The organism is Pseudomonas sp. A125, from assembly GCF_055409485.1.
The window spans coordinates 329,708-346,440 of record NZ_JBUZVP010000002.1 but is presented as its reverse complement, the minus strand read 5'-3'; the positions used below and the strand labels follow the sequence as shown (position 1 = coordinate 346,440).

General features: G+C 60.7%; 16 protein-coding genes. 4 read left to right on the top strand and 12 right to left on the bottom strand.

The window, feature by feature from the left end; genetic code table 11:
- Nucleotides 1-250 precede the first annotated feature (250 nt).
- The 5 genes from ACZRN6_RS04670 to ACZRN6_RS04650 all read right to left on the bottom strand — a co-directional run bounded on the left by ACZRN6_RS04670 (nucleotide 251) and on the right by ACZRN6_RS04650 (nucleotide 4,011).
- Nucleotides 251-1,063, bottom strand: a complete 813-nt coding sequence (locus ACZRN6_RS04670) for an OmpA family protein (RefSeq protein ID WP_464007311.1) — start codon at nucleotides 1,061-1,063, stop codon at nucleotides 251-253.
- Complete coding sequence (locus ACZRN6_RS04665) at nucleotides 1,060-1,422, bottom strand: DUF4398 domain-containing protein (RefSeq protein WP_322146770.1); 363 nt, start codon at nucleotides 1,420-1,422, stop codon at nucleotides 1,060-1,062. Before ACZRN6_RS04665 ends, ACZRN6_RS04670 begins: the two co-directional genes overlap by 4 nt.
- Before the next feature lie 9 nt (nucleotides 1,423-1,431).
- Complete coding sequence (locus tag ACZRN6_RS04660; protein ID WP_322146772.1) at nucleotides 1,432-2,247, bottom strand: substrate-binding periplasmic protein; 816 nt, start codon at nucleotides 2,245-2,247, stop codon at nucleotides 1,432-1,434.
- A gap of 82 nt (nucleotides 2,248-2,329) precedes the next feature.
- Nucleotides 2,330-3,259, bottom strand: coding sequence for an electron transfer flavoprotein subunit alpha/FixB family protein (locus tag ACZRN6_RS04655; RefSeq protein WP_322146773.1), 930 nt, complete (start codon nucleotides 3,257-3,259; stop codon nucleotides 2,330-2,332).
- 2 nt (nucleotides 3,260-3,261) lie between these two features.
- Entirely contained in the window at nucleotides 3,262-4,011 is a 750-nt protein-coding gene (locus ACZRN6_RS04650) for an electron transfer flavoprotein subunit beta/FixA family protein (RefSeq protein WP_078825741.1), read from the bottom strand.
- A 553-nt stretch (nucleotides 4,012-4,564) separates the two neighbouring features.
- Between ACZRN6_RS04650 and ACZRN6_RS04645 the strand changes: the two genes are divergently transcribed.
- Nucleotides 4,565-6,229, top strand: a complete 1,665-nt coding sequence (locus ACZRN6_RS04645) for an electron transfer flavoprotein-ubiquinone oxidoreductase (RefSeq protein ID WP_464007310.1) — start codon at nucleotides 4,565-4,567, stop codon at nucleotides 6,227-6,229.
- Nucleotides 6,230-6,401: 172 nt separating this feature from the next.
- On the opposite strand, the gene ACZRN6_RS04640 is transcribed toward ACZRN6_RS04645, so the two are convergent.
- Nucleotides 6,402-7,292, bottom strand: coding sequence for an AraC family transcriptional regulator (locus ACZRN6_RS04640; protein ID WP_322146778.1), 891 nt, complete (start codon nucleotides 7,290-7,292; stop codon nucleotides 6,402-6,404).
- Nucleotides 7,293-7,473: 181 nt separating this feature from the next.
- On the opposite strand from ACZRN6_RS04640, the gene ACZRN6_RS04635 reads away from it, so the two are divergent.
- Nucleotides 7,474-8,526: an NAD(P)-dependent alcohol dehydrogenase gene (locus tag ACZRN6_RS04635; protein ID WP_226477026.1), complete on the top strand. Its 1,053-nt coding sequence runs from the start codon at nucleotides 7,474-7,476 to the stop codon at nucleotides 8,524-8,526.
- A 113-nt stretch (nucleotides 8,527-8,639) separates the two neighbouring features.
- On the opposite strand, the gene ACZRN6_RS04630 is transcribed toward ACZRN6_RS04635, so the two are convergent.
- From ACZRN6_RS04630 to ACZRN6_RS04605, 6 genes are all read right to left on the bottom strand, one after another.
- Nucleotides 8,640-9,443 carry an IclR family transcriptional regulator gene (locus tag ACZRN6_RS04630; protein WP_322148736.1) on the bottom strand — a complete coding sequence of 268 codons (804 nt, stop codon included), beginning with the start codon at nucleotides 9,441-9,443 and terminating at the stop codon, nucleotides 8,640-8,642.
- Nucleotides 9,444-9,652: 209 nt separating this feature from the next.
- On the bottom strand, nucleotides 9,653-10,618 hold the full coding sequence (gene araH, locus ACZRN6_RS04625) for an L-arabinose ABC transporter permease AraH (RefSeq protein WP_322146780.1): 966 nt from the start codon (nucleotides 10,616-10,618) through the stop codon (nucleotides 9,653-9,655).
- Nucleotides 10,619-10,636: 18 nt separating this feature from the next.
- A complete protein-coding gene (araG, locus tag ACZRN6_RS04620) occupies nucleotides 10,637-12,145 on the bottom strand; it encodes an L-arabinose ABC transporter ATP-binding protein AraG (protein WP_464007309.1) in 1,509 nt (502 codons plus the stop codon).
- Nucleotides 12,142-13,122, bottom strand: coding sequence for a substrate-binding domain-containing protein (locus tag ACZRN6_RS04615; protein ID WP_322146784.1), 981 nt, complete (start codon nucleotides 13,120-13,122; stop codon nucleotides 12,142-12,144). The genes araG and ACZRN6_RS04615 overlap by 4 nt, the downstream gene beginning before the upstream one ends.
- A 31-nt stretch (nucleotides 13,123-13,153) precedes the next feature.
- Complete coding sequence (locus ACZRN6_RS04610; protein ID WP_464007308.1) at nucleotides 13,154-13,975, bottom strand: SDR family oxidoreductase; 822 nt, start codon at nucleotides 13,973-13,975, stop codon at nucleotides 13,154-13,156.
- A 149-nt stretch (nucleotides 13,976-14,124) separates the two neighbouring features.
- Nucleotides 14,125-14,604: a GNAT family N-acetyltransferase gene (locus ACZRN6_RS04605; protein ID WP_063027972.1), complete on the bottom strand. Its 480-nt coding sequence runs from the start codon at nucleotides 14,602-14,604 to the stop codon at nucleotides 14,125-14,127.
- 112 nt (nucleotides 14,605-14,716) lie between these two features.
- On the opposite strand from ACZRN6_RS04605, the gene ACZRN6_RS04600 reads away from it, so the two are divergent.
- Nucleotides 14,717-15,376 (top strand): HD domain-containing protein, encoded by a 660-nt coding sequence (locus ACZRN6_RS04600; RefSeq protein WP_464007307.1) that lies wholly within the window; start codon nucleotides 14,717-14,719, stop codon nucleotides 15,374-15,376.
- 86 nt (nucleotides 15,377-15,462) lie between these two features.
- Nucleotides 15,463-16,656, top strand: a complete 1,194-nt coding sequence (locus ACZRN6_RS04595) for an MFS transporter (RefSeq protein ID WP_464007306.1) — start codon at nucleotides 15,463-15,465, stop codon at nucleotides 16,654-16,656.
- The last annotated feature ends 77 nt before the right edge of the window (nucleotides 16,657-16,733 follow it).

The window sequence follows — 16,733 nt, the reverse complement described above, 5'->3', positions numbered from 1 at the left end:
AAGTGTACGGGGACAGTTGCCACAATAGTCGAGCACGCGCGGCAGTGATAGAAAAAACTGTAAGGGTGGCGAACTGAATCGCGGGCATAAAAAACCCGATCACTGATCGGGCTTATGTGGGAGCTGTCGAGCTTCAGCGAGGCTGCGATGCAGGCACTGCGGTCTCGCAGGTCCACCGAGGCGCTCCTGTCGCAGCCTCGCTGGGCTCGACAGCTCCCACAGGAATCACCTTTCACCTTGAGAATCAGGTTTAGCGGGCAGCGCCCAGCTGGCCTTTCTCATCAGAGAACACAATCTCGACCCGGCGGTTCTGCGCCCTGCCACGCTCCGAAGCGTTGACTTCTACCGGGTACTGATCACCGTAGCCTTCTACCTGGATACGCTTTTCATCAATCCCCAGGTCGCTCAGTACATCCGCTACCGCTTGGGCGCGGTCCCGGGACAGTTTGAGGTTTTCCGGCTCGCCACCGGTATTGTCGGTGTAGCCCTCGATGCGCACCACGCGCTTGGGGTTCAATTGCAAAAACTGTACGACTTTGAGCACCGTGCGGTTGGCCGAGTTTTGCAACTCTGCCTCGCCGGTGTCGAACAGCACGTCGCCCAAGGTCATCACCAACCCGCGATCTGTCTGGACGGTGGTCAGGCTGGCGATCTGTGCCTCAAGCCATTTGCCCTGTTGCTGCACGCTGCTCAACTTGGCTTCCCGCAGGGCCAGTTGCAGGCGCTGGCGCTCCAGTTCCAGCTTGACGCCGCGCTCCTGGTTGAGCGCTTGCTCGGTGTGTTCCCGGGCAATCGCGCTGTAGCGCTGGCTCAAGTAGGCGTAATGCGCCACATCGGCGCCGCTGCCCCAGAAGCTGGAAAACCGGTCGGCACGGGCCAGGGATTCGCCAGCGCGAATCACGTCCTTGGGCGCAATACGCAGCACATTCGAGTCTTCCTTGACCTTCTGGAAGTCACTGCTGGCCTGTTGCAAGGCCAGGTTACTGTCCGGATGGGTCGCGCAACCGCCGAGCGCACTGCCCAGCAACACCACGCAGCTCAACCCTCGAATCAACGGGCTCATTGGGCGTCTCCCAACTGCAGTTGCTTGCGCAGGCGGGTGATACGGGTGTTGAGCACGTTCAGTTGTTCCTGGCTTTTGCGGGTCAGCACCTGGGCTTCTGCCAGGCGGGCGTCCAGCTCGGCTTCTTCAGCCTGCATGCGGGCGTCCTTGTAGGACTCATCAACCATGTCGGCCTTTGCCCGGGTGAACTTGCCTTCAGCCAGCTTCAGCTCGGGTGAGTCTTCGGCGACGGCGCCCACGGCGTTGGCTTGTTCCAGGGCTTGCTGGGTCAGGCGCATTTGTTCATTCGGCGCAGGATCGGCTGCACATCCCGCCAGAGCTACAACGGCGAGGGCCGCGAAAAGAGGTCGAATAGTCACTGAAAATCCCTACTTTGTTGGGGTGCCGACGGGTTGCTGCAACTGCGCTTTCCAGCGCGCAAGATTGCTCTGCAGCGCGGTTTCCGCCAGACCGGACGCGGGCAATTCTGTCATCTTTTTGGCGAGCTGTCCGCGCAACCACGGATCGTTGCAGGCAGAGTTGTGGGAAATGGCCAGGTACAGGCCCGGTTGGTCGATGGGCAGTTCGCGCGCCACCAGGTCGTTGCTCATGCCCAACGTCTGGGCCATGGCCATGCCGGAATAACGCCCGGCGAGCACGTAGTCGACTTCCCCCAGCAGCAATTTCTGGAACGCCGGGGTCAAGGTGGGCAAGCGTTGCAGGGTCAGTTGCTCACCGGCGAAGGTTTCGAAACCGCGGCTCAGGCGCGCCCTTTCCGACACGGCGCCCTTGTGACCGTGCAGGTCGCTGGCCTGGTTGTAGGCAAGGGTCGAATCCTTGCGGGTCCAGACCAGATAATCGGTCTGCACCAAGGCCGGGTGGATGTAGTCCAGGGAGTCCAGGGCGTCGACGGTCAGCGGCGCATCGGCGAGGAGGTCCATGCGCCCGCTGCGCACTTCGTCCAGGGCCGCGGAGCGTTTACCGCCGTACAGCAAGTCGATTTTCACCCCGAGGTCCTTGGCCACTTGCTGCAACATGTCGGCGGTGGCGCCGATCAGGTGCGTGGGTGCCTGGGGATCACGCCACAGGTAAGGCGGTGCATCCGGGCTGCCGGTGATCACCAGGCGATCACATTTGCCGGCCGCCAGCGATACCGTCGGCAGCAGCGACAAGGCCAGCAGCACAGTCCAGGGACGCAATTGCATGGCAGGTTCTCCGATTCGAAAATTTCCGGACAAAAAAAAGCCCGGTCAAAAGACCGGGCTCTTTATAAGTGAAGCGGCTGGATTAGACCAGCTTCTCCAACTCGGGTACGGCTTCGAACAAGTCCGCCACCAGGCCGTAATCAGCCACCTGGAAGATCGGTGCTTCTTCGTCCTTGTTGATCGCAACGATCACCTTGGAGTCTTTCATACCGGCCAAATGCTGGATCGCGCCGGAGATACCGACCGCGATGTACAGCTGTGGCGCAACGATCTTGCCGGTCTGGCCGACCTGCATGTCGTTGGGTACAAAACCTGCGTCGACGGCCGCGCGGGAAGCGCCAACCGCGGCGCCCAGCTTGTCGGCCAGGGCGTACAGGTGCTTGAAGTTGTCACCGTTCTGCATGCCACGACCGCCCGAAACGACGATCTTGGCAGCGGTCAGTTCCGGACGATCGGACTTGGCCAGCTCTTCGCCAACGAAGCTGGAAGTACCAGCGTCATGAGCAGCAGATACCGCTTCAACCGCAGCCGAACCACCTTCAGCAGCAACCGGGTCGAAACCGGTGGCACGCACGGTGATGACTTTTACCGACGCAGTGGACTGCACGGTGGCGATAGCGTTACCGGCGTAGATCGGGCGCTTGAAGGTGTCGGCGCTTTCGACCGAGATGATCTCGGAGATCTGGTCAACGTCCAGCTGCGCAGCAACGCGTGGCAGGATGTTTTTGCCGTTGGAAGTAGCGGCAGCCAGGATGTGGCTGTAGCCAGCGCCCAACTCTGCGACCAGAGGGGCAACGTTTTCCGGCAGTTGGTGAGCGTAGGCCGCGTTGTCGGCGACCAGTACTTTGCTCACGCCAGCGATTTTTGCAGCGGCTTCTGCCACCGCGCCAATGTTCTGGCCAGCAACCAATACGTGAACATCACCACCAATTTTGGCGGCAGCGGCCACGGTGTTCAGGGTGGCCGGGGCCACAACCTTGTTGTCGTGTTCTGCGATTACCAAGATAGTCATGATCAGATTACCTTCGCTTCGTTCTTCAGTTTCTCGACCAGTTCAGCCACCGACTTGACCTTGATGCCCGCGCTGCGTGCAGCCGGCGCTTCGACTTTTACGGTCTTGTTGGTGGAGGCGGTGGAAACGCCCAAAGCGTCCGGAGTCAGCACTTCAAGCGGCTTCTTCTTGGCTTTCATGATGTTTGGCAGGGACGCGTAGCGCGGCTCGTTCAAACGCAGGTCGGTGGTGACGATGGCTGGCAGCTTCAGGGAAACTGTTTGCGCGCCGCCGTCGATTTCACGGGTCACAGCAACGCTGTCGCCGCTCACTTCGACTTTCGAGGCGAAGGTGCCCTGGCCGTAACCGGTCAGCGCAGCCAGCATCTGGCCAGTCTGGTTGTTGTCGCTGTCGATGGCTTGTTTGCCGAGGATCACCAGCGAAGGCTGTTCCTTGTCGACAACAGCTTTCAACAACTTGGCAACGGCCAGGGACGTCAGCTCTTCAGCGGATTCGACGAGGATGGCGCGATCGGCACCCAGCGCCAGGGCGGTACGCAGCTGCTCTTGAGCAGTGGTCGGACCGATGGAAACGACGACGATTTCAGTCGCAACACCTTTCTCTTTCAGGCGTACGGCTTCTTCCACGGCGATTTCGCAGAAAGGGTTCATCGACATCTTGACGTTAGCGAGGTCGACGCCGGAATTGTCCGCCTTGACGCGAACTTTCACGTTGTAATCGACAACGCGTTTGACAGCTACAAGAACCTTCATGGATTCCTCGTTACTCTCCGGTGAAAAGAAAGTCGCCTAGGCGAACCTGGCGGTTGATGCTCATCGGCACACAAGGGCACCTCCAAAAACACCGGCAATCGTCGGCAGGGGACCTTGCTCACGGGAGTGATGACCGTTCGTCAGCGGTGACTGAGAGGTCATTCATTATCGTGGCGTGTAAACTGCGCGCCATCGTGGCTCGCGCGTCACCCTTATTTACCTTCAGCCTGTCTTTCGAGGTGGCCTTGAAACCCACAGTCTGCCTACGGGATGCGCAAAACCGACCGTATATTGACCGGAACGCCTATTCCGGTCAATACGCCAAAATGGCCAGTTATAAGCCGCGTTGCTTTGATTTACCTAGCGTGCGGGCAATTCAAACAAACGTTTGTATTGGACGCTGAGAGTGGTGTAGATATAATGCGCCACCTAGAGAGAAAGGTGGGTCGTCCCCTGCCCCTTGCATGAGATTTATGTGGGCATTGCCGGACGAATTACCGAACCTCCACCCATTAGAAAAAAAAGCCGTTGAGCCTTGAGTAGGAGATAGCCTGTGGAACGCGAATACATGGAATTCGACGTGGTCATCGTCGGCGCCGGCCCGGCGGGCCTGTCTGCCGCCTGCCGACTGAAGCAGAAGGCCGCCGAAGCCGGTAAGGAAATCAGCGTCTGCGTGGTCGAAAAAGGCTCCGAAGTCGGCGCTCACATCCTGTCCGGTGCCGTGTTTGAACCCCGTGCCCTGAACGAATTGTTCCCGGACTGGAAAGAACTCGGTGCGCCGCTCAACACGCCGGTGGTGCGCGATGACATCTATGTACTGCGCAGCCCGGAAGCCTCCACCAAGGTGCCTGACTTCTTTGTGCCCAAGACCATGCACAACGAAGGCAACTACATTATCTCCCTGGGTAACCTGTGCCGCTGGCTCGCCCAGCAGGCCGAGAACCTGGGCGTGGAAGTCTACCCGGGCTTTGCCGCCCAGGAAGCGCTGTTCGACGAAAACGGCGTGGTGCGCGGGATCATCACCGGCGACCTCGGCGTCGACCGTGAAGGCCACCCGAAAGAAGGCGTGTACACCCCGGGCATGGAACTGCGTGGCAAGTACACGCTGTTCGCCGAAGGCTGCCGTGGGCACATTGGCAAGCAACTGATCGAGCGCTTCAAGCTCGACAGCGACGCCGACGCCCAGCACTACGGCATCGGCCTGAAAGAAATCTGGGAAATCGACCCAGCCAAGCATCAGCCAGGCTTGGTGGTGCACACCGCCGGCTGGCCGCTGGACATCATGAGCGCCGAGAACACCGGCGGTTCGTTCCTCTATCACCTGGAAAACAATCAGGTTGTGGTGGGTTTGATTGTCGACCTGTCCTACAGCAACACTTTCCTGTCGCCGTTCGACGAGTTCCAGCGCCTCAAGCACCACCCGGTGCTGGCCCAGTACCTGGAAGGCGGCAAGCGCATCAGCTACGGCGCCCGTGCCATCTGCAAGGGCGGCCTGAACTCGCTGCCAAAAATGGTGTTCAAGGGCGGCGCACTGATCGGTTGCGACCTGGGCACCCTGAACTTTGCCAAGATCAAGGGCAGCCACACCGCCATGAAGTCCGGGATGCTCGCGGCCGATGCCGTGGCTGATCGCCTGTTCGCCGAGTCCGAAGGCGGCGACGAATTGACCGCTTACGTCGACAGCTTCAAATCCAGCTGGCTGTACGAAGAATTGTTCGCCAGCCGTAACTTCGGCCCGGCGATGCACAAGTTCGGCCCGATCATCGGTGCCGGCTTCAACTGGTTCGACCAGAACATCCTCGGCGGCAAAATGCCGTTCACCCTGCACGACACCAAGCCGGATTACGCCTGCTTGAAGCTGGCCAAAGACAGCAAGAAAATCGCCTACCCCAAACCCGACGGCAAGCTGAGTTTCGACAAGTTGAGCTCGGTGTTCATCTCCGGCACCAACCACGAAGAAGAACAGCCGTGCCACCTGAAACTCAAAGACCCTAGCATCCCGATCGGCACCAACCTGCCGCTCTACGATGAACCGGCGCAGCGCTACTGCCCGGCCGGTGTGTATGAAGTGATCACCCAGGAAGACGGCGAGAAGCGCTTCCAGATCAACGCCCAGAACTGCGTGCACTGCAAGACCTGTGACATCAAGGACCCTTCGCAGAACATTACGTGGGTAACACCGGAAGGCGCGGGTGGGCCGACTTACCCGAATATGTAAATCCGCTGCTTGAACAGAAGGCTCCCAAATGGGGGCCTTTTTTGTAGCCCATTGTTCGTAGCAGCTGTCGAGCCCCGGCGAGGCTGCGTCGGGCGCGCCACTGATCTGGAACCGAGTCGCGGCTGACGCAGCCTCGCTAAGGCTCGACAGCTGCTACGGGAATCAACAAGAGTTACGCCGCCCGTTCATCCCCGGGGCTGCGCTCGAAGTAGCGCTTATATTCCCGGCTGAACTGCGACGTACTCTGATACCCCACACTATGGGCCGCCTGCGCCACGCCCATGCCTTCCACCAACAGCAACTGCTGTGCCTTGAGCAACCGCAACCGCTTGAGGTACTGCACCGGCGACAACAGCGTGCAACGCTTGAAGTGCTCGTGAAAAGTCGACGCGCTCATGTGCGCATAACCCGCCAGCGTCTCGATATTCAGTGGCTCGGCGTAATGCGCATGCAGGTGGTTCAACGAGGTCGCCACCCGCGAAAACTGCCCCTGCTGCTCCACCAGCGCCCGCAGCACATCCGCCTGTGGCCCGCGCAACGCCGTGAACAATAATTCCCGCACCCGCGCCGGGCCCATGATCCGGCTCTCCAGCGGATCGTGCAGGCACCGCAACAGCCGTTCGACACAGCCGCGCATCGCGTCATCCAGCACCACCGAACTCATCGACTCCAGGGTCTGCGCCGCCGGCGGTGGCCCGCTCTGGATGCCCATCGCCATCACCAACTCACCCAGCACTACCCGGTCAATCCCAACCGTCACGCCCAACAGCGGCGCATTGGGCATGGCAAAGGTCTCGCACTCGAACGGCACCGGCATCGCCTGGATCAGGTAATGCCCGGCACCGTATTCCAGGGTCCGCGGGCCCAGGTACGCGACCTTGCTGCCCTGGGCGACGATCATCAGGCTGGGCTCGTAGATCTGCGGGCCGCGCGCTACGTCGCAACTGGCACGCAATACCTGCACACCGGGCAAGTTCGTGGGCGAGAAACCATCACGGGGTGTCAGGGGTTCGATCAAGGCAACCAATGCGGCATTGGCGTCGACATGGCGGGTCAACAACATGGCAAAAACTTCGCGAAAAAGGGGATGACACCATCATCGCAGGTCTGGCGCCACAGGGATCCAATCCAGGTGCACTCCCGGACGAATAGGCATGAGACTCGGAGCAATCGCCATGGCCGCACCCAGGCACGGCGCGCAGAATGCGCCACCTCACTTGTTACTGCTCCCGCGAGGTTTCTCCATGTACACCGCCATCGGTTACGCCGCCCAGTCGGCCACCACTCCCCTCGCCCCCATGTCCTTCGAACGCCGCAGCCCGCGCGCCGATGACGTGGCGATCGAAATCCTTTACTGCGGCGTCTGCCACTCCGACATCCACCAGGCACGCAACGAATGGGGCATCGCCGTGTACCCACTGATGCCGGGCCACGAGATCGTCGGCAAAGTCACCGCCGTGGGCGCCAGCGTCACCGCGCACAAAGTCGGCGACCTGGTCGGCGTTGGCTGCATGGTCGATTCCTGCCGTCACTGCGATGCCTGCCACGCCGACCTCGAGCAATACTGCCTCGAAGGTCCGACCATGACCTACGCCACCCCGGACCGGGTCGATGGCAGCAATACCATGGGCGGCTACTCCGACAGCATCGTGGTCAGCGAACATTTCGTGGTGAAGATCCCGGCCAAGCTCGACCTGGCCAGCGCCGCGCCGATCCTCTGCGCCGGCATCACCACCTACTCGCCGCTCAAGCACTACGGCGTGAAGGCTGGCGACAAGGTTGGGGTGCTGGGCATGGGCGGTCTGGGCCACATGGGCATCAAGTTCGCCAAGGCCATGGGCGCCGAAGTGACGTTGTTCACCCGTTCTGCGAGCAAGGCTGAAGAAGGCCGTCGCCAGGGCGCCGACCACGTGATCGTGTCCACCGATGCTGAACAGATGAAAGCCGCTGCCGGGCATTTCGACTTCCTGCTGGACACCATTCCGGTGCAGCACGACTTGAACCCGTACCTCGACGTGCTGCGCTTTGACGGCGTGCACATCCTGGTGGGCTTGATCGAACCGGTAGACCCGCCCGTCAATGCCGCCAAGCTGGTGTTGGGGCGTAAAGTGCTGGCCGGTTCGTTGATCGGCGGCATTGCCGAAACCCAGGAAGTCCTGGATTTCTGCGCCGAGCACGGCATCACCTGCGACATCGAAATGCTCGACATCCGCCAGATCAACGAAGCCTACACCCGCATGATTGCCGGTGATGTGAAGTACCGCTTCGTGATCGACATGGCGACCCTGAAAGCCTGACAAACCGCCCCCCCCGTAGCAGCTGTCGAGCCTTGGCGAGGCTGCGTCTGCGGTGTATCAGGTACACCGCGAACGCAGCCTCGCCAAGGCTCGACAGCTGCTACGGGGGAAGATCAGGCCTTTGCGCCCAACTCCGCTGACAGCCGCGCTGCGACCTGCTTGATCACAGGGATCAGCTCGGCCATTTTCTCAAGCGGCATGTAGGGCACGGTACTGGCGATGCTGATGCCGGCGACGATTCGCCGGCTGGCATCGCGCACCGGTGCCGCGACACAACGGATCGACGGTTCGTTGTCTTCCAGATCGAACGCATAACCGCCCGCCACGTATTCGCGCATGCGCTGTTCAAACTGCGCCCAGGATTGCTCGGGGTGCTGCGGCCACTGCAGGTTTTTCCCGCCCGCTGGCAAGCTGACCTGATACAGGCGCTGCCACTCCTCCACCGTGTCATCCAGCAACAACGCCTTGCCGATCCCGGTGCGCGCCAGCGGCATGCGATGGCCTACCCGCGAGCGCATTTCCGGGCCGTTGCGGCCGGGGTTCTTGTGCAGGTACAGCACGTCGTCATATTCACGGATAGCCAGGTGGATGGTGTCGCCGGTGAGGGCCGACAGCTCGTCCAGATAGGGTACCGCCAGGCTGACCAAAGGCAGTTCTTCACGGGCCTGGAAACCCAGCTCGATCAATTTGGGGCCCAACAGATAGCCGACTTGCGGCACCACGCGCAGGTAGCGCTCTTCCACCAGGCAACTGGCCAGGCGGTGCGTGGTGCTGCGGGTGGTGCCGATGCGCTTGGCAATCTCCTTGAGGTCCCGCGCGCCGGCGGCCACGGCCTGCACCACGCCCAGGCCACGCAGCAGGGTTTGAGTGCCGGTGGGCGCGGCATCTTTGACGGGAGTTTGGGCGATTTCCTGCATATCGGGCCTATTGGGAAGTACGAAAACGGCGAGCATTATGGGCGGTCACGCCTGTTGTGGCGAGGGAGCTTGCTCCCGCCGGGGCGCGAAGCGGCCCTAAAACAGGCGACCGCGTTTTACCTGGATGAATGAGGTGCCTGGTATTGGGGCTGCTACGCAGCCCAGCGGGGCAAGCTCCCTCGCCACAGAAAGCCTCATCGCTCGAGAAATCAGCGCTGCTTCATCCTGTCGATAATCACCGCCAGCAACAGGATCGAGCCGCGGATCACGTATTGGTAGAAGGTGTCGATGTTCTTCAGGTTCATCGCGTTCTCGATGATCGCCAGAATCAGCACCCCGGCAATCACATGCCGGATCATCCCGATCCCGCCGCTCAACGACACCCCGCCCAGTACGCACGCCGAGATCACCGTCAGCTCAAATCCCTGGCCGATCATCGGTTGCCCCGAGGTCATGCGCGATGCCAGGATCACCCCGGCCAACGCCCCAATTACGCCGTGCACGGCAAAGATGATGATCTTGGTGCGGTCGACATTCACCCCGGCCAACAACGCCGCTTCCTGGTTGCCGCCGATGGCCATGGTGTTGCGCCCGTAGGTGGTGTAGTTCAGCAGCCAGCCAAAAAACACAAAGCACAGCACGGTAATCACGATGGGTACCGGCACGCCAAACAGCTGGCCGTTGCCAAAGACGAAGAAACGTTCGTCCATCACGCCCACCGCCTTGCCGTTGGAAAAGATATACGCCAGGCCGCGCACGATCTGCATCGTCGCCAGTGTCGCAATCAACGCGTTGATCCGCAGCTTGGCGATCACGATGCCGTTGATCAGCCCCACCACCAGGCCCATGGCCAACGCCGCCGACACGCCGAAGAACACGCTGTCGGTGTCGCGAATCACGATCCCCGCCACCACGCCCGAACAGGCGATCACCGAGCCCACCGACAAGTCGAAGTGCCCCGACGCCAGGCAAAACAGCATGGTGCAGGCTGCAATACCCACAGTGGAAATCGCCAGCCCCAGCCCGCGCATGTTCAGCGGCGACAGGAAGTTGTCGATGAAAATGGCGCTGAGTACAAAGATGCTCAAGGCCGCCAGCAACATGACCCAATCGTCGAGAAACTTGCGCTGGTTGAACCCCGGCCAGAAGCTTCTCGCGGTTTTTACCTGTGACATACCTACCCCTCGTATTCTTCAGTCCCGCGTACGCGGGAGAGCCAGTTGCAGCAGCCGTGCTTCGTCCGCTTGGTCGCGGGTCAATTCGCCGGTCAGGGCGCCTTCGCTCATCACCAGGATGCGATCGGAGATGCCCATCACTTCCATCAGGTCGCTGGACACCACGATCACCGCAATGCCACTGGCGGCGAGGTTGTGAATGATCTGGTAGATCTCCGACTTGGCACCGATATCGATGCCACGAGTCGGCTCATCCAGCAGCAAGACTTTCATCGGCATCGACAGCCAGCGACCGAGAATCGCCTTCTGCTGATTGCCGCCCGACAGGAACAGAATCGGTTGGTCGGCCGACGGCGTGCGTACGTTCAGCGCGCTGATCTGGCGCTGGGCGTTGGTGCGTTCCCAGCCGCCCTGGATCAGCCAGCCGAAGCGCGCATGGTCGCGGCGCGCGCTGATATTGATGTTCTCCGCAACACTGGCGCGGGGCACGATGCCTTCCTTCTTGCGGTCCTCGGGGCACAGCAACACACCCGCCGCAATCGCATCCCGTGGTGTCTTGAACGTCTGCGCCTGGCCATGCAACACCAATTCGCCCTGGGTGCTGCGCGACAGCCCGGCCAGCAGGCGCAACAGCTCAGTGCGCCCTGCCCCGACCAAACCGAACAGCCCGAGAATCTCGCCCTTGTTGACCTGCAAGCTCACCGGCTCCTGCAACCCCGGCCCGAGCAAGCCCTCCACCCGCAACGCTACACCGGAGTGCTCGCGCGGCCGGTAGTCGTAGATGTCCTGGATATCGCGCCCGACCATGCAGTTGACCAACTGGTCGACGTTCAACTGCGTCATGTCCTCGAACGTGCGCACGAAGCGCCCGTCCTTGAACACCGTCACCGCGTCGCAAATCCGGAACACTTCTTCCATGCGGTGCGACACGTAGAGGATCACCCGGCCTTCGTCCCGCAGCCGGGCGATGATCACCATCAACCGCTCGATCTCACGGGCCGAGAGGCTGCTGGTGGGTTCATCGAACGCAATCACGTGGGCGTTGCGCGACATGGCCTTGGCGATTTCCACCAATTGCCGCTGGCCGAGGGACAGGCTGCCAAGGCGCATGTTCGGATCGATTTCATCCGCCAGGCCCTTGAGCAATTCCCGCGCCTTGCGCACCATCGCGCCGCGATTGACTACGCCAAAGCGCGAGGGCATGTGCCCCAGCAGCAGGTTTTCGGCGACGGTCATTTCCGGCACCAGTTGCAGCTCCTGGTGAATCACCGCAATACCGCTGGCAATGCTGTCGGCTGCCGATTTGAAGCTGACACTGCGTTCACCCAACTGCAAACTGCCGCTGTTGGGCGGATAAAAACCGCCGAGGATTTTCAGCAGCGTCGACTTGCCCGCACCGTTCTCGCCCATCAGCGCGTGCACCGAATGGGGCCGCGCCTCAAAGCTGATCTGCGCCAGGGCTTTCACCCCGGGAAACTCCTTGCCGATGCCGTTGAAGCGCAGGCTGTCTGCAACAGCGCTGTTCATTTCCACAGACCGATCTTGCTCAACTCTTCCTTGAAGTTGGCGCGGGTGATCAGGGTCACGTTATCCAGTGCGGTGAACTTGGCCGGCTCGGTGCCTTTGGTTACCCACTCGAACATCGCGGTGGCGGTTTTATAGCCTGAGGCGTCCGGACTGAGCAGCATCGAGCCATAGAAACCGGTATCCGATTTCTTGAGTTCTTCGATGGCGTCGGTGCCATTGATGCCCACGCCGATCACATTCGGCGCCTTGAAGCCGGCGCTTTCGGTGGCGCGCACGCCGCCCAATACGGTGCTGTCGTTCATGCCGCCGATCAGCAGGTTTTTCGCGCCGCTGGGCAGTTTCACCAAGGCTGAGTTGGTGGAGTCCATGGCGCCCGGCACGTCGAGGGTTTTCTGTGCGGTGAACAATATATGATCAACCGGCAGGCCGGCGGCCTTGAGGCCTTCTACCGAACCATCGGTGCGTTTCTTGCCGGTCTCCAGCTCGTCAAAGGTGTTGATGACGGCGTAGGTTTCCTTCCAGTCCCAATTGCGATGCTTGGCTTCGGTGGCCATGGCCTCACCTTGTTTCTGGCCGATCTTGTAGGCGTCCAGGCCGACGTAAGGCACGTCTTCCATGGGCTTGCCCTTGGCGTCGACAAAGCGGTCGTCCACTGCCAGCACTTTCAGGTTATTGAGCTTGGCCTTGGCCATGATCGCCGGGCCGAGGGACACGTCCGGCGGGCAGATCACGAAGCCCTTGGCACCGTTGGCGGCCAGGGTGTCGATCGCAGAAAGGGTTTTTTCACCGTCAGGCACGGCGATCTTGATCACGGTGAAACCATGGTCCTTGCCGGCTTTTTCGGCGAAGGCCCATTCGGTCTGGAACCAGGGTTCTTCGGCTTGCTTGACCAGGAAGCCGATCTTTACTTCTTCAGCAGAGGCCAGGCCGCTGAGAGCCATCGTGAGTGCCAGGGTGCCTAGTGTCTTCTTGAACATGAACCACCTCTTCTTGTTATTTGGAAAAGTGTTAATCGTGGTACATCACCGACCGCCCGCCATCGATCATCAGGCAGGTGGCATTGATAAAAGGTGCTTCGTCAGTGGCGAGAAACAATGCAGTCATCGCCACTTCAATCGGCTGGCCGATGCGCTTGGGCGGGTGCAGGTCGAAGGCACGCTGACGCTCGGCGTGAGGGTCGGCAAAACCGTTCCAGTAATCGACGTTGAGTTGGGTTTCGATATAGCCCGGCGCGATGGCGTTTACGCGAATGCCCTTGGGCGCGTATTCGATGCCCAGTGCACGAGTCAGCCCGAGCAGGCCGTGCTTGGCCACCGGGTACGGGAAGCAACCGGGAATGATGTGGCTGGAATGGGTGGAGGCGATGTTGATGATGTTGCCGATGCCTTGCTCGATCATGTGCGGCAACACGGTGCGGCAGCCGTACCAGGCGCCGTCGAGGTCGATGGCAAAGCAGCGGCGCCAGTCTTCGTCGGTCATTTCCAGCGGGTCGCGGAACACGTTGACGCCGGCGCAGTTGACCAGCACATCGACGCGGCCAAAACGTTCGATGGCCACGTCCACCAGGGCGCGCCATTGGTCCTTGGAGGTGATGTCGATGGGTTGCGCATGGATTTGGGCGCCACGCTCGCGCCAATGGGCGGCGACTTTCTCGACTTTCTCGCCCTGGATATCACCGATTACCAGGCGCGCCTGCTGGGCCTGGAAGCAGGCGACGATGGCCTCGCCAATTCCTTGGGCGGCGCCCGTGATGACCACGACTTTGTTCTTCAGTCGCTCGCCGTAAGTCGGCTCGGGCACCGGAGGTAACGACAACGGTTGTGCCTGCATCGCTTCACCTGTTTTGTTTTTGGTAGTGAGTGCTGATGCAGAAGACTATAAACCCAGAAACCGGAACATCTCAATATATAAATTATCATCCCACATAGTGAGTAAATGTATAAAAAAACCGGCTGTGATAGCCGGCTCTTTATGCGCTTTTAACCTTGGGCGAAATCCCTCAGGGCGTCGCCTTCCATGCGGTAGCGAACCCACTCTTCCTGAGGTTGTGCGCCGATGGACTTGTAGAACGCGATGGCCGGTTCGTTCCAGTCCAGCACGCTCCACTCAAAACGCCCGCAACCGTTGTCGCAGGCGATTTTCGCCAGGTGGCGCAGCAATTTCTTGCCCGCCCCGCCGCCGCGTTGCTCGGGGTTGATGTACAGGTCTTCGAGGTACAGGCAGTTGCTGCCGAGCCAGGTGGAATAGCTGAAAAAGAACACCGCAAAGCCGATCGGCAAACCATCGCGCAGGCAGATCAGGCCGTGGGCGGTAGCGCCTTCACTGAACAGGCTGCGCTCGATGTCGGCCACACTGGCGATCACTTCATGGCGAGCTTTTTCGTAGTCGGCAAGCTCCGTGATGAAGGTCAGGATCTGCGCAGCATCGCTGGGCACGGCGGGGCGAATCTCGATGGTCATGGACTGGCCTTGTCAGGGGAAGAAGGCACCCATACTAAGGCGGTTTAATGACCGATTGCAGTGCAATTTGATTCGCGGCTAACCTGTAAGCCATCGACCTTTGAGAATTCCCATGCCTTTCACGCCAATGACCGACCTTGCTGCGACTTTATTGCCTCACGCCCTTGAGCCATCGGAAGACGGCGCCCACGACCTGTCCCATTTGCAGCGCGTGTGGCACAACGTGCGGTCGATCCAGGCGCTGGAAGGGGGCAATCTTGAGGTGCTGCTGGCGGCGGTGCTGCTGCATGACTGCGTGGCCGTGGAGAAGAATTCGCCGTTGCGGTCCAGGGCGTCGCAAATGGCGGCGGACAAGGCCGGGGAGATTTTGCAGGCGTTGGGTTGGCCGCCCGTGACGATTGCGGCGGTGACACACGCCATCGAGACCCACAGCTTTTCGGCGGCCCTGACGCCGGTGACGCTTGAGGCGAAAATTGTGCAGGATGCCGACCGCCTGGATTCCCTGGGCATGATCGGCGTGGCTCGCACGTTTTATGTCGCCGGGCGTATGGGCAGCGGGCTTTATGACCCGGCAGATCCAACAGCGCAGCATCGCGAGTACGACGACAAGCGCTTCTGCCTCGATCATTTCCAGACCAAACTCCTGCATCTGGCGGGCGGATTTCAGACACCAACCGGGCAACACATGGCGATGGTTCGCCACGAACGGTTGAAGGGATTCATGGACCTGTTCATCGAAGAAATCGGCACGCCATACTCCGCTGCGGGCTAACGCAAGAACCGTTAACCACAGAACAAACCCAAAGGCTGGGCATGGTAAAAAGTTGGGCATAAATCCAACAGACGCAAGGCTTCTCCATGCACGCCTCACCTGCGGTTGGCGGAAAACTGTTTGCCCTTTTCTGCCTCGCCAGTTACCTGCTTTCCCTGTCCTATGGCTCGACATTCCTGCTGTCGCTGCTGATCCATTCCCGTGGAGGCGACGAACACGACGCCGGCAGCGTGATCTCCATGGCCATGTTAAGCACCTTTGTGGCGGTGCTGCTTTGCGGGCATCTGGCGGACCTGCTGGGGGCCGCCAGGTCGATCGCCTTGCTCGGCGGGTTGCTGGTGGTGGCCTGCCTGGGCTTTGCGTTGGCGCCGGGGTTTGGCGAGGGCTTGATGGTCTTCGGCTTGTCGTTGGGGCTGGGCTGGGGCGTGTTCTATACGCTGGGGCCGATCATCGTGGCGATGCTGGTGGAACCGGCGCAGCGGGCCAAATATTTCGCCCTGCTGTCGGGCAGCATGATGACCGGGATCGGCTCCGGGCCGCTGCTCGGGCGGGCGGCGAGCGCCCTGGATTTTTCGCTGACGGCGGCGTTTCATATCGCGGCGCTGGCAAGCCTGGTGGGCGTGGTGATTTTCTGGCGGCTGGGCGCAGCGCTGAGTCAACACACCGCGCCGGTGTCGAAGATTTCCTGGTCGGCCACACGCAAGGTGCTGTCGTCCCGGGCGGTGTTCGCGATCATCATGGTGGGCCTCGGCGGTTGCGTGTTCGGCGGGCTGTCGAGTTTCCAGACCAGCTATGCGGCGGTGCACGGGCTGGACTATTCGCTGTTCTTCCTGGGCTTTATGAGCGCGGCGATTACCAGCCGTCTGTTGATCGCCAGCATCGTGGTCAAGCGAGATCCGTATTGGGCTGCCTGCGTGTTGTCCGGCTTGATGCTGGTGTCGATTTTCCTGTTCGGGTTCATGGTCGGTGACAGCTTCAGCTACCTGCTGGCAGCCGTCACCCTGGGCGTTGGATATGGCCTGACGTATTCGGTGATCAACGGTCTGGCGGCCAACGAGGCGCCCGCCGGCACTACGCCCCAGGCGCTGTTGCTGTTCAGCCTGGCGTACTTTATCGGGGTGTTCGGCTTCCCGTTGCTGGCGGGCAAGGTCATCGTCGAATACGGCATGCCCACTCTGTTGATGAGTGTGCTGGCCGTGGCTTTGCTCAACTGGCTGATCACAGTGGCCCGGTTGATCTGGCGGCGAATCGCGCCACACAAAATCTTACAAGCGACCTAAGACCGTTCGTCGGTATCGAGGCACGAATCGCAAACAGGGGCGGACCAATATCAGGTAAGGACATTAATCATATGGAG

Excerpts from the sequence above, each read along its gene's own strand:
- araG (WP_464007309.1), bottom strand. The coding sequence starts at position 12,145 with ATGAACAGCGCTGTTGCAGACAGCCTGCGCTTCAACGGCATCGGCAAG.
- ACZRN6_RS04640 (WP_322146778.1), bottom strand. The coding sequence starts at position 7,292 with ATGTTGTTGACCCGCCATGTCGACGCCAATGCCGCATTGGTTGCCTTG.
- ACZRN6_RS04605 (WP_063027972.1), bottom strand. The coding sequence starts at position 14,604 with ATGACCATCGAGATTCGCCCCGCCGTGCCCAGCGATGCTGCGCAGATC.
- ACZRN6_RS04595 (WP_464007306.1), top strand. The coding sequence starts at position 15,463 with ATGCACGCCTCACCTGCGGTTGGCGGAAAACTGTTTGCCCTTTTCTGC.
- ACZRN6_RS04600 (WP_464007307.1), top strand. The coding sequence starts at position 14,717 with ATGCCTTTCACGCCAATGACCGACCTTGCTGCGACTTTATTGCCTCAC.
- ACZRN6_RS04670 (WP_464007311.1), bottom strand. The coding sequence starts at position 1,063 with ATGAGCCCGTTGATTCGAGGGTTGAGCTGCGTGGTGTTGCTGGGCAGT.
- ACZRN6_RS04615 (WP_322146784.1), bottom strand. The coding sequence starts at position 13,122 with ATGTTCAAGAAGACACTAGGCACCCTGGCACTCACGATGGCTCTCAGC.
- ACZRN6_RS04610 (WP_464007308.1), bottom strand. The coding sequence starts at position 13,975 with ATGCAGGCACAACCGTTGTCGTTACCTCCGGTGCCCGAGCCGACTTAC.
- araH (WP_322146780.1), bottom strand. The coding sequence starts at position 10,618 with ATGTCACAGGTAAAAACCGCGAGAAGCTTCTGGCCGGGGTTCAACCAG.
- ACZRN6_RS04635 (WP_226477026.1), top strand. The coding sequence starts at position 7,474 with ATGTACACCGCCATCGGTTACGCCGCCCAGTCGGCCACCACTCCCCTC.
- ACZRN6_RS04655 (WP_322146773.1), bottom strand. The coding sequence starts at position 3,259 with ATGACTATCTTGGTAATCGCAGAACACGACAACAAGGTTGTGGCCCCG.
- ACZRN6_RS04650 (WP_078825741.1), bottom strand. The coding sequence starts at position 4,011 with ATGAAGGTTCTTGTAGCTGTCAAACGCGTTGTCGATTACAACGTGAAA.
- ACZRN6_RS04660 (WP_322146772.1), bottom strand. The coding sequence starts at position 2,247 with ATGCAATTGCGTCCCTGGACTGTGCTGCTGGCCTTGTCGCTGCTGCCG.
- ACZRN6_RS04630 (WP_322148736.1), bottom strand. The coding sequence starts at position 9,443 with ATGCAGGAAATCGCCCAAACTCCCGTCAAAGATGCCGCGCCCACCGGC.